Genomic DNA, 15,700 nt, shown 5'->3' on the forward strand with positions numbered 1-15,700 from the left:
CACATATACAGGCCAGACAGCATGCTATTGTCGGTGCGATAAGACCGAACTGCTTTGAATGGATATTCGAATGCGATGAAGTAGCCGAACCAAGGTTTGGCTCTGACATACTGAAACTTTCGTACACACCAGGGTCCGGCCATGGAAATCAAGACTTGGCTGAGAAGGCTAGGGCTGGGACAGCATGAGTCCCTATTCATCGCGAGCGCCATCGATTGCGATGTGTTGCCGCAATTGACAGAAGGCGACTTCGAAAAGATCGGCATCCCACTTGGCGACCGCAAGCGCCTGATGAATGCGATCAGTGCGCTTCCCTCCAGCCCTCCCTCGGCTGATGCGAATACTGCAGTTGCGCAGTACGCGGAACGCCGCCACCTCACGGTGATGATCTGTGACTTAGTCGGTTCGACCGCTTTGACGGCACGGCTTGATCCGGAAGATATGGGCGCCGTCATAGATGCCTATCACGCTGCTTGTGCTCGCATCACGCGCTCCTATGACGGCTTTCTCGCCGACTTTCGCGGAGACGGCATCCTTGCGTATTTCGGCTATCCCATTGCGCACGAGGACGATCCCGAACGAACGGTGCGAGCTGCACTGGATATCATTGCTGCCGTCGCACGGCTCGAAACCCGCGCAGGAGAACCTCTCGCCGTGCGTATCGGCATCGCCACCGGCATGGTGGTAGTCGGCGACCTGGGTGGCGAGGGTAAGCTTCGGGAGCATTCCGTCGTTGGGGGCGCTCCTAATATCGCGGCTCGCGTGCAAGCCTTGGTAGAGCCGAATACAGTGGTCGTCGCTGATTCGACGCGCCGTCTCCTTGGCGATATCTTTAATCTTCGCGATCTTGGGGCCCACCAGCTCAAGGGCATCAGCGCGCCCGTCTGCGCGTGGGCCGTTCAGGGCCTCTCCGCTTCCGAGAGCCGCTTTGAAGCGGTGCGTCCGGCAGAGCGCGCCCATCTCATCGGCCGCGATTCCGAGTTGGAGTTCCTGTTGGAACGTCAGCGTTTGGCTCGCACCGGCGAAGGCCAGATTGTTCTCATCTCCGGCGAGCCGGGTATCGGGAAATCGCGCCTAGCAGCCGCTCTGGCTGAGCGTGCAGCTAAGCATCAACCACAGATGCAATTTCGTTATCAGTGCTCGCCTTATCACGCCAACAGCGCACTTCATCCCGTGGTCGAGCAGTTGGAAAGGAGCGCCGGTTTTAAGGCGGACGATACGGCCGAGATGCGGCTTGACAAGCTGGAGGCGCTGCTCGCGCTGAGAGCGCCGCAAGTTCAGACGGTGGTACCCCTTTTTGCCGCGCTACTATCGATTCCGTGCGAGGACCGTTATCCGAAACTGCAGCTAAGCCCCGCCCAGCAGCGTCGCCGAACGCTTGCCGCACTCCTCGATCAATTCGAGAGCCGTTCGCGCAAACAGCCGATCTTCTTGCTCCTCGAAGACGTTCAGTGGGCCGACGACACCACCCTCGAATTGCTCGACCTAGTCGTAGAGCGAGCCCGACAGTTGCCTATTCTTGCGCTGGTTACCTTTCGGCCAGAGTTCGAGCCTCCCTGGACTGGTCTTGCAAATGTCGGAAGCCTGATCCTCGGACGGCTCAACCCAGATGATGTCAAAGGTGTGGCCACGCAGGTGGCTAACGGTCGCGCGCTTCCGATCGACGTGATGAAGGAGATCGTCACAAAGACTGACGGAAACCCGCTCTTTGTGGAGGAACTCACAAAGGCTGTCATCGAAGCAGGCATCCTGGTTGAATATCAGGATCGCTATCAGCTCAGGGGGCCGTTACCGCCTTTCGCCATCCCGGAAACCCTCCATGACTCCCTGATGGCGCGGCTCGACCGCCTGCACTCGGTGAAGGAGATCGCCCAGATCGGTGCCACCATTGGTCGCGAATTTTCCTATTCCTTGATGCTGGCTGTGGTAGCTCGAGAGGACACATGGTTGCAGCATTCCCTCGCCGAACTCGAGGAGGCCGGACTTATTTTCCGCCAAGGTGAGCTGCCGGATGCAATGTACAGCTTCAAGCACGCATTGGTCAGGGATGCGGCTTACCAAAGCCTGCTGAAGAGACGGCGACGGCAACTTCATGCTCAGATAGCGCGCGCCCTAGAGAACGGATTCAAGGATGCCGTCGTGAACGACCCTGAAATCCTTGCGCACCATTTCACCGAAGCCGGCATGCTCGAGCAAGCGACGGACTATTGGCTCAAGGCCGGAAAACGCGCGCTCGGCCGCTCTTCCAATGCCGAGGCCGTAAAACATCTCACGCGAGGAATGGAGCTAACCCAGCAACTGCCGAGCTCGCCACAACGCGACCGCAAAGAATTAGATTTCTATCTGGCCCTTGGGCCTGCAGTTGCCGCGACTGAGGGTGATGCCGCGCCTGAAACGTCGCGGGTCTTCTCACGGGCTCGCGCGCTGCTTGGCGAAAGCGCCAGCCTAGAAGAACGGATGACGATCCTGTGGGGCAACTACCTAGCCCACTTCATGCGCGCGGAGTATGGCTCAGCGCTGGAGGACGCCCGGCACTGCCTCGCGTTGGCCACAGAGTATGAGCATCCCGGCGTGTCCGTCCTAGCCACACGGTTCATTGGGCAGTCGTTGCATTTCACGGGTGCCTTCGCCGATGCACGCCAACACCTCGATCGCGCCCTCGCACTATGCGCAACCAATCCAGCCACGATCTCGACCTATCGCCGCTTCGGAGTCGATGACGCGGTGAATAGCCTGGCGTGGCTCTCGACGACGCTATTGGTCCTTGGCTATCCTAAACAGTCTACAACAATCGTCGAGCGCACAGAGACTCTTGCCCGAACGAGAGAACAAAGCTTTACGACAGCCCTGGCTCTGGGGAACATAGCCGTTTTAGGCACAATCGGCGGCGACGCAAAACGCGCCTTGGCTCACGCCGACGAGGCGATATCGCTCAGCATCGAGCATGAATTTGCGGCAATCGAACGAAGAGCACGTTTTTTCCGTGGAGCACTGTTAGCCCAAGCAGGAGACCTTCAAGTCGGGATTGAACTGATGCGCAGCGCCTTGGCGGCAACTTACCGCAACTCTGAGCGATGCCGCCGCACTGTGTACTTGGGCCATCTCGCCTTCGCCCATGCCCGGCTCGAAGAACCTGAAGTCGGACTCCGTCTGCTGGACGAAGGCGTTCAGCTGGCCGAAGCAACAGGTGAGAGGTTCTTTGAGGCCGAGCTGTACCGTCTTCGGGGCAGCATCAACCTAATACTCGGGAGGCGTGACCAGGCAGAGGTCGAACTGAAGCGAGCAGTGGCCATTGCGCGGCAACAGCAAGCCCGCTGGTGGGAGTTGCGTGCCTCGATCTGCCTCGCGCGGCATTGGTGTAACGAAGGCAGATATTTCGAAGCTACGTCCCTCGCAAAACCAATATACTCTTGGTTTACCGAAGGTCGGGATATGCCCGATCTGGAAGATGCCAGGAATCTCGTGGACGAATTAAGCTCAATTTCAGCACCGAAAGAGAAGCCAGATCACGGCAAATGCTAGCCAACGCCGCCCAACATCATGGCCGGCGCAAATTGATTAGCGCCCGATCAACGCCTGCCCTTCGACTGCTTTCGAGACTTCCGACCCGTTCGTTCAAGCTTGCTAAGGGCGCTCTCGACATCCTTGATCGCCTTTTTGAGCTGATCCTCACGCTTCCCGAGAATGGTTTTGAGTTCTCTCCGCTGCTTGGCGGTCAATGTAGTAAAATCGATCACTTTCGTAAATGCGATGAAGGCCATTGCTAACCTCACGATAATGGTGGTCGTCAGGCGGTGATCACTACTTGCAAGGCAACAAACTACAATATTCTCCAATACGACCTTTAGTCAAACGGCATTTCCACAATACTCAATTGGCTTTCTGTCCACGGAGCATCCGTCGAGCGTAGAATAGATCGTCGCGTCGCACCTCGCGAGCATAAAGTCGCTATGTCACCTCCCCTTTTTCTTCTTGAGCTGCGTCGTTCGAGGCGGGCGCTTCGTTGGGGCAGGTCGGGCGGACTTTGCAGCCGGAGATTTGTGCTGTGGCGTTGATCGTAGCAACAAGCCACGCAGCGTGGCAAACTGGTGCTGATCCAGCTGATTGGCGAAGCTGTCGAAATTAGCAGCGTCACTGCCAAGCTGGCTCAGCCAAACAAACGCATTGTCCAAGGTCCGCAGCTCAGGCGTCTGATATGACAGCAGATCGCGGTAATAATTGGCGGAGTCGTCGCAAAACAGATCACGCACGATTCCGTTTACCAGCCGCCGCACTCCATACTTTATACCCGTGATGGCCGCTCCTGATATGCCGTGGCTCAGAAACGCTCCGAACGTGAAGTTGTGTATTCCTCTAAGGAACGGAGCGGCGCCGCGGTGCCGCTCCGTGAATTCAAAGGTGTCACCCAAATAGGGATAGCGTGCGAGTGACTCGCTTTCCTCGCCCGATGGAGGCGTGAAGCGGTCGCGCCAAAGGGCAATTTGTTCAACAAATAGGGCGAGCTCGGGACGCGCTGAGAGATCCGGTTCGACACCGCTCGCAAAGATCATGAAGTCGAATTCGAATTTGCCATTCCTGCTTCGAACCCTTGCAGTACCGCAAGCTTCGTCGATGGAAGTCCATCCGCAGTCGGGGTGCCAGGCGAAATTCTCAAACTCGCGGCATCGCCAATAAGCGTCTTGTGTGGGGGGGACCGGAAGCTCGTCAAGAATGTGGCGCATGAACCGCCAGCGGTCCAGGTCCGTCAGCTCACCGAAGTGACCCAACATACCGGCAAAATTCATCCAAGTGAGTGGGTTGACCCGCGGCATCTCCGAACGGCGGAAGCAAAGGTCTACTCGCGCCGCGCCCGCCTCAAGTGCGAGAGCTGCGTTGTCAAAGGCCGATGCCCCGCCACCAAGGACGCCGATGCGTTTTCCCGTAAGCTTGCGAAAATCGATATCATCGGCCGAATGTGCATAAAGATCTGCCGACAAATCAGCGACCAGAGACTTAGGAGCGGCCCACCTGCCACTTCCCTCAAAGCCTGTCGCAAGAATGATCTTTCTTGCATATACCCGCGCAATCCCTTCGGAACGACGAAGATGGGCAAGGAAGATACCATCCGCCGGTTCAATCAAGATTAGTTCGACCTCGTTCTCAACCGGGAGATCCAGAACGTCTCGGTACCAGTCCAGATAAGAACGCCATACCTCCTGAGGGAGGGTATCTATGCGTCCCCATGCTCGCCGCCCAAATTTTTCCTCATACCAGGCCCGTACCGTTAGAGTCGGGACGCCGAAATCAATTCCAGTCACCTCCTTCGGCGTGCGCAACCGTTCCATCCGAGCGAAACTGCGCCAAGGTCCCTCGAAACCGCGTGGGCGGCGATCGATGATCCTGAAGTTTGTTATGCGCTCGAGCCTCAAACCGAACGCGATTCCCAGTCCGCTCTGTCCAGCGCCGACAATCAGCACGTCCAGAACCCGTGCTCCGTCTATAAACCGCGGGACTGTCCACTCCCGGGCCGGATAGTCCAAATAAGTCAGCTCGCGTCGAACACGCTTCGTGAGTTGGGACACGCTCATGGGACGTTCCTGCCGATGCGCTCTTGTAGACGTGATGTTTGCATGTTTGCAGTTCGGCTTAGTTCTGTCCCTTTATAACAGGTCCGAGTGCAGAAAAATCGACCGCCCGACTGCCATTGGGTTTTGCACGCACCGATTTTGGCCCGCTACACAGAGGACTACTTCTTCTGCGGTCACTCAATGCTGGTCCACGTGACATCGAGCCATCATTTGCCTCCGATTGTGAGACACGCAACATCGACATTCACCGCGCGTATCCGTGACGATCCGATCGTTAACGGACCGAAAGACTCAGGTTAGCTCGCCAGCAGGTAGCCCCCGAGCGGCGAGCTTAGTTGCGGTCCTGACGAGGTCCCTGCCCGCCAATCGACATAGTGCCGAATTGCACGGGTCCATTCATAGCTCGTCACCGTAGCTTTTTGCGCGAGCTCCGCCCGGATCGTCAAAATTTGCAATGAGTTCAACGTTTTGGCTAGCGTTGAGCTCCGGGAACGGACATCATCGGCGCCGGTCAGGATGTCCAAGATGGGCCCAGAAGCCGAAGTGCATGGAAATGAGACCGCCTCCGATCACGGCTTGAGTGGAGACGTGGAATATTCCTGCATGGTTCGAGCAGAATTCATCTGGTAAGCGCGACATCCTTGAAAGAGGCGACTAGCGCCCTGTCCAGCTTTCCCCTCATGCCGCAGAGAATCTCGTACGCTGCCGCGCGCGGCATTGTCAGCTTGTAGGGCCGGTGTTCGATCAGCGCCGCAAAGATATCCGAAATGGTGAGAATGCGAACGATGTCGGTGATGTTCTCGGCGCAGAGGCCGTCAGGATAGCCGCTGCCATCGAGATATTCGTGATGGTGCCGCACCGCATCGAGGACTTCGGGTGAGATGTCCACGTGCCCCTTCAGCACATCGTAACCCGCCGCCGGGTGGGTTTCGACCAACGCTCGCTCGTCGTCGTCGAGGCGTCCTGGCTTGTCCAGGATCGCCAAGGGCACCCTCGCCTTTCCTATGTCGTGGAACATGGCAGCAGTGGAGAGCCGTTCAAGGTCACTTTTACGGAAACCGAGACTGAGGCCGAAATCGACCGCGACGCCGGTCACGAGCAGGCAGTGCTGGAACGTTCCCTCGTGATGGCGCCGCACCGTGGCCAGCCATTCGGTTAACCCATGCTCGGAAATCCGGTTGGTGATCTTGCGGCCGGCCTCTTTGGGACCGGCGACGTCGAGCCGCTCCCCGAGGGTGATTGAGGTGAACATCGCCGCAATGGCGGTTGCTGCGGCCTCTACCGCATTGTCAGACTGCGAGATGCCGCTCGTCGACCCAGTCTCTTCGCCGGCTGGATCGACCAAAGCGGCCAGGAGCTTGGCCGCCTCGATTCTGCCAGGCAACACCAACGTTGCGCCCAGCGCATAGGCTTGCGAGATGCAAACGTGGGAGGTTTGCTCGACAAGGAAGATGCGCTTCTTTGCTATGGCGAACCGCGCAGCTCTTTTTTTCAGCGCGGCAATGTTTTCGACCGCCCGCAGATCGGCACGAACGACGACCGCAGCAGCAGCGTGCGGAAGCTTTGCTTCTACATCGAGCCGCTCGCCGGGAACGGTGAACTGCCCTCCAAAAAGCGAGCAGAGTCCGAAGAGCTTCTCGGAAGTGTCGGCCAATACGTGCACGAGCATGACTGGTGCCTTCGTTCGTCGGGTGCCGGGCTGAATGGCCTTCGGTGGTCCAAGGTCATTGGCTCACTTCGACGAGACTGCTCGGCTCAAGTTGGTTTGTGCGCGCCTCTGTCGGTCGCTGTCGTTTGGGTCTTCTTGCCATTTGCCTGGATAAAGTGGACGCCAGCTGTGGTTCCGTCGATCCAGACCAGCTCGCAGCGTCGATAGGCCAGTCCCGTCGACGACAGCAGCATGAAGAACTCCTTGGCCGAGAGAACATCGAGCGACCCTTCGACTTCGATCTTGGCGCCGGTGTTCGAGATATCGAGCAACACGCAGCTTCGCCGCCAAGTGCCGTCGGAGCCCATCAGGTTCACGGGCTGTCTCTTGTCCATGCGCACCCGAGACGCCTTGCGACCGTCGAATTTCATGGGTTTCCTGCCGATCGTGCAGTGCGACCGCGGGCGCGCGCGGAGATTTCTCCCCAACGAACGGACCATTGGCTGGTCGAGAGATGAAGCGTTTCAAACAGCTCCTGAGCGCGTGCGCGCTCGCCTAGTGAAAGCCCCGCGCCGCGAGTGTCGAGGACGGCCAGCGTGGTCTGCCAATTCAAGCGCGATGCCCGGCACGCCATAACCGGGCCTTCGTAACCGGACTCTGCCATAACCTGCTCGATGGCCTCAATCGGTGCTCCCGACAGCACCGACAACGCCGTGAACAGGTTGGCTGTCTCACGCCGGATCGCGAACCGATTGACAGTCGAGTCGCTCAGTTTTCCGCTCCGATTGAGCGATACAATCTCCGGCCTCGCAGCGGCGTACTCAGTGTCGCAAGGTCCCTTCGCTGTCGCTAATACTTGCGAGCAAGCGTTTGCGTTGGAAGCCTTAGGCGCCGGCCGTGGCGATGCCGACAGCAGCTCCCGAACCACCATGTCCGGGGTGTCTGGCCTCAGCGTCAGCGCTTTCGTGATCTCGTCGTCCTCCACAGCCCTACGGACCAAGTTGGCATAGGCCGTGCCCGAGAATTCAGCGCCCGGATTGCCGATGACGGCGAGACAAGTCTCGCTGCTGCCGCGCTGCAATATTGCCTCCGTCACTGGGCTCTCGATCCTGCGCCGGCCAGCAATGGCGAGACGGTGGTCCTCGCTGCCGGATGTCGCGATCGCCACGAGATCAGCCGGCGACAGGGCGGGAGATTTCATAAGGATCGGGACTGCGATCGCCGGATCGCCGCACGAGGCGAGACGCCTCAGGGTCTTCATCGGAGCAGTCCCCAGCTCGGCGAGCGTTGTGCTGAGCTCTGAGAGGGTCCCCGGCGCAATCCGCCGGGCTAAGCGAATTAGAACGTCGTCAAGCAGGCCGATCTGCGGCTCTTGCAATCGGTTATTACCGTCGACGAGCAGCTCGGTGGTGCGCCAGAGCATGCGCGCACACCGTTCGGACGAGCTCCTCGCGATGGTGGCATCCAACTCAGTAATGAGATCGGCCGCAGAAATTGCCCTCATTGGCTGGCCCAAATTCATTTTAATATCGTCACGTCAAATCAAAACGTATTACGCGCTGAAGTTGTTAAGATTCCTTATATGCCAACCGTGAGTGCGAGAGGCTGTTATAATTCCACTGAACGGCGCTCCGTGGCGTATTAAAGTACCTGCTATCTGGCGCTGCGGCCTGCGCTTGGACGACTGCCCAACCTGTAACGCATTCCTTGGGCTGATAGCTGCCACAACTTGCGTGATTGCGGTCCAGCGTTGGACAGCCGCTAAAGTTCGGCATTGGCCTTCAGGACGAAGACGAACTTATGCGGGCGAGCGGTAGCGTCGTTCAACGACATTGCAGCTGACATCGGCCAAAGCAGACGCGCTCGTCGCGTCGCGAACGTCCGCCTTCGGCGACTGCCTCGAGTTTGTCCACTTCGAGCACTTCTTTGGCTTGCTTCGACATTCGAGCAAGCTGCCACGGTCGTTGCCGACGTTTATGACCGCCGGCGCATCATGGAAGAATGTGCCGCGGACCTCCGCGAACTGATCAGGAAGGTACGCCGCAAGCTGAACTCCTGAAGGTCGGGGGACATCCCGAACGCGTCATAAAGCCGCAACGGCCGAACTTTGCCAGCGAGCCCGCATTGTCAGCAAGGGCACCCCCCAGTTTCTTTCTAATTTGTGCTTCGGCCAATTTTTTGAGATCAGCTTTTTCTCGCATTCTTTTGAAGGGTCATCCTGCGTGTCCCGCCCATCCAAAGTTCGCATATTGCTGCATTGTCGAAACTGTGCGAGCAGCAATTAGAAAGGCTGCGCATCGATCCAGAGATCGAAAAGCAATATGGCGAAATCCGTCTGCTGAGGGAGAGACTAAGATTAGCCCTCAACCGGAAGAAGCTTGTCCCGCCGCTCTGACACGAGCGTCGCGATCTGTCACTGGCAAACGCGCCTGATGCATCGATGAGCGCTCCTTGTGAGGGAGTGGACTGGGCCCCCTACAGTAGGGCCGAAGTTCGAATGCAGCGGAAAATGTGGGCAATCTCACAAAAGTGCACAGAAAGCCGGGCTGGGATCCGATATGCTCTTTCGTTTCACCGCCCAGTGCGGGTGCGGCAGCTTTTTTGCCAAGCGTTTTTTCTGGCTTTGTGTTGGAGGCATTGATGAAGAACTCTCGCGGTCTCCTTTTTGCCCAACGGTTGAACGAACTCAATTCTCGGCTCTCAGAATTGGAAGAACTTCGAGCGCGGATTATAGAAGCGGAGCGACGCACCTGCGGTGCACCGTCACTACAATCGATGCCAAAAAATCCGAAGTCTCGCGAAAATCGAGACCTTTCCTGACACTCGTAACCGGCGCGCGCCGCTTCTATGCGACGGACTTCCTGAAGGGCGCGACCGCCGCCCTGATGGAGTGGACGGCTTCACCTATGAAAATGCTGGAACTCGAGAGGACTGCGACGTTGCGGCCATTCCGTTCAAGTATTGCGGGACGCTCCATGATTTCAGCCGATCGGTCGAACGAGAACACCGTTGTCCCTACACAGTTGCCGATCGCGGGCAGTTGGCACCTCCCCGAGTGGATTTTCGGAGTGAGCTTTTTCCTCAGCATCATGCTGGCGATGGCGGGATGGCTCTACATGCTAGGCGCGCTTACCTTGAAAGTTGCCTTTTGGTTGGCTTCCTAGCTTACGCTTGGCTAGAATTTACTGGCGCTCCATAGGACCTAGCATCGTCGCCCGGCTTGCTGTGGCGCTAGCTCGCCCAAGCTGGCGGAGCGGCCCCGGCCTTGACCCCCCAGGCAATGCAGCCGGGGTCGTCTCTAAGCCGCTACTGGGACACCCCCTGCGGCAAGGCGGAGGACAGCAGCGATGCTCCTTTGCACTTACAGCATAAGCAATCTGACCGAGTTCGAATCCGATCTCGCCCACATCATCTGGATCGGGAGGAGGCGCAAGAGTTTGCGTCCGTGCTAGCGCAAGAGATCCTCGCGGAAATGCCCGAGCTAATTTGTAAGGGGATGTGCATCGTCGTTTACGACGAGGATGGCAATGCCATTGCGCATGCTCCGCTGGGCGCGTTGCAATAGCGACTCCGATCGAACCATCCTCTTGATTTGGTAACGACGGCGTGAACCCGCGATCGTCATCTTCGGCGAGATACGCGAGATGAGCCTACGTGGCGTCTTGATCTACTGCCATCGGGTCACTGAGCCCCGATCGCTGGCCGACGATGTCCGTTATCTGATGTCGAGCCTCGTTTCGTGTGCTCCGGATGCGGCAACCGAGGTGCTGAGGTCAGACCGGATTCAGCAGCGGCAAGCCGGCTCAATTTGCGGCGTTGAAGGCTGGTTATCCACGCACCGGCTCTGAAGTGCAGACCCGCCTCAATGGCCGCAATGTTCTCGTCGGCCTAATCGCCTGACCCTTGAAAATCCCTCCTCGCATCCAGGTAGATGATAAGGCGCCGACGCAGCTTTGGATCTCCTTCGATCGAGATGGAGCCGTCAGCAGCAACTGGGAGATGGCCCGCGCAGCCGTGTATTGCGCTGCGGGCCGGCTTCTCTCGCTCCCGACTAACACAACGTTTCCGCATGGACCTGAAACAGACCATCGCCAGCCGGGCCGCGCCGATGAATCCAAAGATCAAAGAGCGCAAAATCGCACGGTCATGGCGCGAGCACCCTGCGAATGGACACCTAAAATTAGACAGGAGACTTTACAGATCCGACAAACCAACTTTCGGCTAAAGTCAGGGTTCTGAGTCCTGCCGAAAATAGTTGAAGCTTAAAGCATCTGTCTGTACTCTAAGATCTTCTCTAGCGACCTATCTAGAATGCGACCGACATATCCGTGTCGCCGTCCGCCAATCTTTTCAGCTCAATCTGCGCTGTTTCACGGAAAGCGTGAACTGAATGTCACCTTCCTCTACCGACAAGATCGCGCTCTTCATCGATGGAGCCAATCTCTACGCGACGGCGAAAACTCTGGGCTTCGACATCGATTACAAGCGCCTGCTGAAGGAGTTTCAGAGCCGCGGGACGCTGCTTCGGGCGTTCTACTACACCGCGATCATCGAGGATCAGGAATACTCCTCGATCCGGCCGCTGATCGACTGGCTCGACTACAACGGCTACACCGTGGTCACCAAGGCGACCAAGGAGTTCATCGACGCCTCCGGCCGCCGCAAGGTCAAGGGCAACATGGACATCGAGCTTGCCGTGAATGCCATGGAGCTCGCCGAGCACATCGACCAGATGGTGCTGTTCTCGGGCGACGGCGATTTCCGCTCCCTGGTCGAGGCCGTTCAGCGCCGCGGCGTGCGGGTCACCGTGATTTCCACGATCGCGAGCCAGCCGCCGATGATCGCCGACGAGCTGCGCCGCCAGGCCGACGTCTTCACCGACCTAGTCGAGCTGCAGTCCAAGCTCGGCCGCGACCCGTCCGAGCGCCCCGCCCCGCGCGACCGTGAAGCGCGTGGACACATGCCAAAATTCTTGCAGGAACCGAAGGGAAACGACCCACACGAGTAGGCCGTGAAGGCGGCGCCACATTCCGCAAGTGCGGATGGCCCGTTGGCATTTGTCGCTTTGAGATATCTTGGCTACGGCTCCAATCGCTTGCATGAAAGGGGCCGCGTCCGGCATCATGGCTTTACTGGGCGAAGTGAACCTGCTGTGGCTCTGAAGAACCCCGACGCTATTGCCGTCATCGTGACCGCCCTCCGGCTTTCTCACGGCGACGAAGCTGCACGAGCCATGCTGGTCGGCGGCATGAGCCTGGCCGTGCTAATAGAGACGATGTTCTCCGCACCGATCGGGCGACGCGATGCCGTTCACAACATCACCGGCGCGTTGGACGACTTCGCCATCTCGCCGGAACTCGGCCCGGTCTGGCACCTTCGCTACGTTTACGAAAGTCATGGCTCGTTTCGCGTCGTCGATATGGAGATTGCGACGCCAACCGGCACGCTGTCCAGTAAAGACGTCTGGCTTCGTCTGCCCGTCTAGCTATCTCGCCACCTCTGCGATGGGTGCTCCATATTCGGAACCAGCAATAACACACGCGTCTTTAATGACGCGTGTCGAATCATGAGCCTGTTTTTCAGGTTGGATTGCTGGGAGGCGAATTTGCAGGGACTTCGCCAGATCCAATTTGCTCGACGATTGGGCGAACTCGCTTCCCAGCTATCCGAACTCGAACATCTCCGATCTCAAATAAGAAGCAGAGCGGCGCGCCAAGTTTGGGAAGCATCGATTGTCCCGCTCGTAGTGAGACTGCTGCCAAAGCGTCGGCCGACGTGAACCCAGTGAACCCGCGACCCTCAATAATCTTGGAGTTGCAGCGAACGAACGGGAATGGAACGACTTGCCGATTGCAAAGTTTTCCCGGTGCCCGTTGCCAAGGGTGGCCGCCTTCCCCAAGGGCAGCCTAAAGACAGCCCCAGCTTCACCGCCCTGAAGCTGGGGTCCCTTTTGTTGCCGTCGGCGTATCTTGTGCGCGGGTCGGCGACCGCGCGGCTGTGTAAGGCAGCAACTCTGAGGCAGCAAGACCGACGTATTGAAATGCAATATAAACCGGTGGTAGTTTTCCACTTTTGCCCGAGCTATTTACTCCGAAGCCGTCCTGATAGTGCTTTTTGTGCTGGGGGAGGACATTTATGCGAAGCTCTCGCGCAATCCGTTTTGCCCGACGACTTAGCGAACTCACTTATCAGCTCTCTGAACTGGAATATCTTCGAGGTCTAGTCGAAGAAGCTGAGCGAAGCGCCCGCGGCGGGCCTCCATTACGCTTGACACATCCTCCGTCGCGCCGCGTTCGACGCCGTGAACGGGGCGCTTTGTCTGTTCGCCTCGGTCGCCACGCGACACTAAACGGGAATGCAGGAGATATCAGCCCCCCTGACAACGACAACCAAGTCGATTGGACTTTGCTGGAACCATTCCCCGACGGATGGTCGGCTTCCTCCTAAGCCATTTGAAGCGCTCAGCCGCCCAAATTCTAATCCTCCGGCGGCGCCTTCCCTCGGCCCAGAACAATAGTTTCAACTCTCAAGCAGGGCATGCATCTGTAGGCGTAAGCGGCGGGCAGGTTCGCAATTGCCGGCAGCATTGCGAGAAAATCCATTGGCCGCTGACATCTGTTGCAGATGAGAGTTGGTGCCTTGTCCGTGTCACCGCGCGGCATTGCGGGGCCGCCCAAAGACGAGGACGGTAATTCCATTGATCGGCGTTTACATCTCCGGGCGACTACCGCCCTGCCGACTCGAAAACAGGCCCCGTCAGCATGAGCCGCTATTGCTCCGGAACCGAGACTCTGTTCTCACTCCGATCATTGGAGCTAAAGGGGGCGATCGTGAACGGCGAAGCCGGATGCACCGTTTGTAGCCAAGCTCGACTACTCAAAGCTGTTTTCCCCGTGACCGAAGGCTACGAACTGAAGCAGTATGAATGCGCCAGCTGCGGCAGCGATCTGTGGCTAGTTACGAGAGTGTCCCGATCATCCGTGCCTAAGCAGCAAAGCGGAAGATCCCGACGAGGTAAGCGGCTCAAGACCATCGAAGCGGCCTTGAAAGGCGCCGCCCGTGCCGCAGCTAATCAAATACCGAAAGCCCCGCCAGCGTGACTGGCCCCCGCACTTCTCCATTTCTGTACGATCAGCCGCGGCGTTCCGAGTGCCATCGGAGAACGAGATTCCCGCCCACCCGCAGGGCGGCCGCGACAGCGCACCATTATGATACCGATCGCTCAGTCTGGCGGTGTCAATTAACTCGCCGCAATGCCGAGCTGCACCGGGGACACGACCCCGACCTCGCGCGAAGCCATTTCCCGGCCCCGCGAAATCTTGCTGAAACAGAGGGGGGCGAAAGTGGCGGAATCGAACACGGGGATGCCACATGCTAATCCTGATGAACCTGATCTGGCGGCGCCTCGCCTACACGATGCTGACCGGTATGCGGTCCAAGCTTGTGCGCCAATGATGAGAAGGGCGGCCGCGTAAGAAGGCATCCGTGCCGCGTCAAGGACGGTCCGCCAGCCCGTCCCGGAGCCCTCCCCTTGAGCGCCAGGATTTAAGGAACCGGCGGGCTCCGTACCAAGGGTATCCGTTAGACTGGCAGCATCGAAGCCGCGACATTCGGCGCGATGCCAACCCATTCCACAGGTGCGCATTTGAGTGTGTGACTCAGCTTTCGGTCAGGTTTGCCAAAAAACGGGCCCAGGACGGGAAAGACCTGAACCGAATACCTTCCCTAGCCGCGCCAGGCCGATGACGCTCGCCGCCACGACACTTGGATACCGGCATGCGGCTTCAGAAGGCACCTTCGGCGAGATGGGCCTACGCGAATGTCCTGGTCCAGTGCCATTGCGGCCATCACGTTGCACTGGGGGCCGATCGTTGAGCCGGACCACGTTCGTTCTCTGTCGAGCCGCGGTTGTGTGCGCCGGATGCGGCAAGCGGGGGCTGGGGTCAGACCGATTTCAGCAGCCGCAAGCCGCAGCCTCAGGCGCTCGCTAGCCAACCCGTATTTCAAGGCAAGGCGCCGCCAGCCTGCGTAATGCGCGATTAGAACTCGCGGCCCGACACGTCCTAGTCCGGTAAGATGCGCCGGGCCTAACCATTCCCTGCTTTCCCCGTAAGGTTTGGCTGAGCCAGCATAGAGCGATTCTACAAGCGACTTATAGGTCTACGTCTCTGTGCAGCGCGCCTCTCGCTTCGGAGCAAAAATCCCATGTCTCGGGCCACACGTTTGACGGACGCGATATACCCTCCAAGCTCGGTTGCGATTTCACCCGCGGTCGAGCCAACGTTGACCATTTTGATCAGCATCTGTACCTCGCCCTTGGTCCACTGCTTAGGTTTGTGATTTCGCACGCGCCAAGCTCCGGTTCGCGGGGAGATCAGCAGAATCGTTCCACTCCTGGAACGAAATGCCCACTGCATGGATTTCGGTTCCACCGAATTTGTATTTGCAAACGAGACGAAGCTGGGGCAGAATTTTCTGCACCGGG

10 protein-coding genes are annotated in these 15,700 nt (G+C 58.4%); 5 read left to right on the plus strand and 5 right to left on the minus strand.

What is annotated here, in order from left to right:
- Window positions 1-141: 141 nt before the first annotated feature.
- The gene (locus RX329_RS23865; RefSeq protein WP_247523545.1) at window positions 142-3,522 is read left to right on the plus strand and encodes an AAA family ATPase; all 3,381 of its coding nucleotides are present in this window, start codon (window positions 142-144) and stop codon (window positions 3,520-3,522) included.
- Between the two features lie 47 nt (window positions 3,523-3,569).
- Here RX329_RS23865 and RX329_RS23870 read toward each other — a convergent pair whose 3' ends face one another.
- The 5 genes from RX329_RS23870 to RX329_RS23890 form a co-directional block, all read right to left on the minus strand.
- Window positions 3,570-3,761 carry a hypothetical protein gene (locus RX329_RS23870; protein ID WP_009859246.1) on the minus strand — a complete coding sequence of 64 codons (192 nt, stop codon included), beginning with the start codon at window positions 3,759-3,761 and terminating at the stop codon, window positions 3,570-3,572.
- 192 nt (window positions 3,762-3,953) lie between these two features.
- A complete protein-coding gene (locus RX329_RS23875) occupies window positions 3,954-5,567 on the minus strand; it encodes an NAD(P)/FAD-dependent oxidoreductase (RefSeq protein WP_317244393.1) in 1,614 nt (537 codons plus the stop codon).
- Window positions 5,568-6,186: 619 nt separating this feature from the next.
- Window positions 6,187-7,236: an HD-GYP domain-containing protein gene (locus tag RX329_RS23880; protein WP_317244394.1), complete on the minus strand. Its 1,050-nt coding sequence runs from the start codon at window positions 7,234-7,236 to the stop codon at window positions 6,187-6,189.
- Window positions 7,237-7,322: 86 nt separating this feature from the next.
- Window positions 7,323-7,646, minus strand: coding sequence for a PilZ domain-containing protein (locus RX329_RS23885; RefSeq protein WP_317244395.1), 324 nt, complete (start codon window positions 7,644-7,646; stop codon window positions 7,323-7,325).
- A complete protein-coding gene (locus tag RX329_RS23890; protein WP_317246440.1) occupies window positions 7,643-8,719 on the minus strand; it encodes a DUF2336 domain-containing protein in 1,077 nt (358 codons plus the stop codon). Before RX329_RS23890 ends, RX329_RS23885 begins: the two co-directional genes overlap by 4 nt.
- 1,054 nt (window positions 8,720-9,773) lie before the next feature.
- Here RX329_RS23890 and RX329_RS23895 point away from each other — a divergent pair.
- The 4 genes from RX329_RS23895 (at window position 9,774) to RX329_RS23905 (ending at window position 12,700) form a co-directional block, all read left to right on the plus strand.
- Complete coding sequence (locus tag RX329_RS23895) at window positions 9,774-10,379, plus strand: hypothetical protein (RefSeq protein WP_317244396.1); 606 nt, start codon at window positions 9,774-9,776, stop codon at window positions 10,377-10,379.
- A gap of 116 nt (window positions 10,380-10,495) precedes the next feature.
- A complete protein-coding gene (locus RX329_RS42020; RefSeq protein ID WP_410706510.1) occupies window positions 10,496-10,780 on the plus strand; it encodes a DUF6894 family protein in 285 nt (94 codons plus the stop codon).
- Between the two features lie 825 nt (window positions 10,781-11,605).
- Window positions 11,606-12,223 (plus strand): NYN domain-containing protein, encoded by a 618-nt coding sequence (locus RX329_RS23900; protein WP_317244397.1) that lies wholly within the window; start codon window positions 11,606-11,608, stop codon window positions 12,221-12,223.
- 144 nt (window positions 12,224-12,367) lie between these two features.
- Window positions 12,368-12,700 carry a hypothetical protein gene (locus RX329_RS23905; RefSeq protein ID WP_317244398.1) on the plus strand — a complete coding sequence of 111 codons (333 nt, stop codon included), beginning with the start codon at window positions 12,368-12,370 and terminating at the stop codon, window positions 12,698-12,700.
- The last annotated feature ends 3,000 nt before the right edge of the window (window positions 12,701-15,700 follow it).

This window comes from Bradyrhizobium sp. BWC-3-1, from assembly GCF_032917965.1.
GTDB lineage: Bacteria > Pseudomonadota > Alphaproteobacteria > Rhizobiales > Xanthobacteraceae > Bradyrhizobium > Bradyrhizobium canariense_D.

Bases quoted from the DNA above. Each gene is read 5' to 3' on its own strand.
- RX329_RS42020 (WP_410706510.1), top strand. From the start codon at position 10,496: ATGCAGCCGGGGTCGTCTCTAAGCCGCTACTGGGACACCCCCTGCGGC.
- RX329_RS23895 (WP_317244396.1), top strand. From the start codon at position 9,774: ATGCTCTTTCGTTTCACCGCCCAGTGCGGGTGCGGCAGCTTTTTTGCC.
- RX329_RS23900 (WP_317244397.1), top strand. From the start codon at position 11,606: ATGTCACCTTCCTCTACCGACAAGATCGCGCTCTTCATCGATGGAGCC.
- RX329_RS23885 (WP_317244395.1), bottom strand. From the start codon at position 7,646: ATGAAATTCGACGGTCGCAAGGCGTCTCGGGTGCGCATGGACAAGAGA.
- RX329_RS23880 (WP_317244394.1), bottom strand. From the start codon at position 7,236: ATGCTCGTGCACGTATTGGCCGACACTTCCGAGAAGCTCTTCGGACTC.
- RX329_RS23890 (WP_317246440.1), bottom strand. From the start codon at position 8,719: ATGAGGGCAATTTCTGCGGCCGATCTCATTACTGAGTTGGATGCCACC.
- RX329_RS23870 (WP_009859246.1), bottom strand. From the start codon at position 3,761: ATGGCCTTCATCGCATTTACGAAAGTGATCGATTTTACTACATTGACC.
- RX329_RS23865 (WP_247523545.1), top strand. From the start codon at position 142: ATGGAAATCAAGACTTGGCTGAGAAGGCTAGGGCTGGGACAGCATGAG.
- RX329_RS23875 (WP_317244393.1), bottom strand. From the start codon at position 5,567: ATGAGCGTGTCCCAACTCACGAAGCGTGTTCGACGCGAGCTGACTTAT.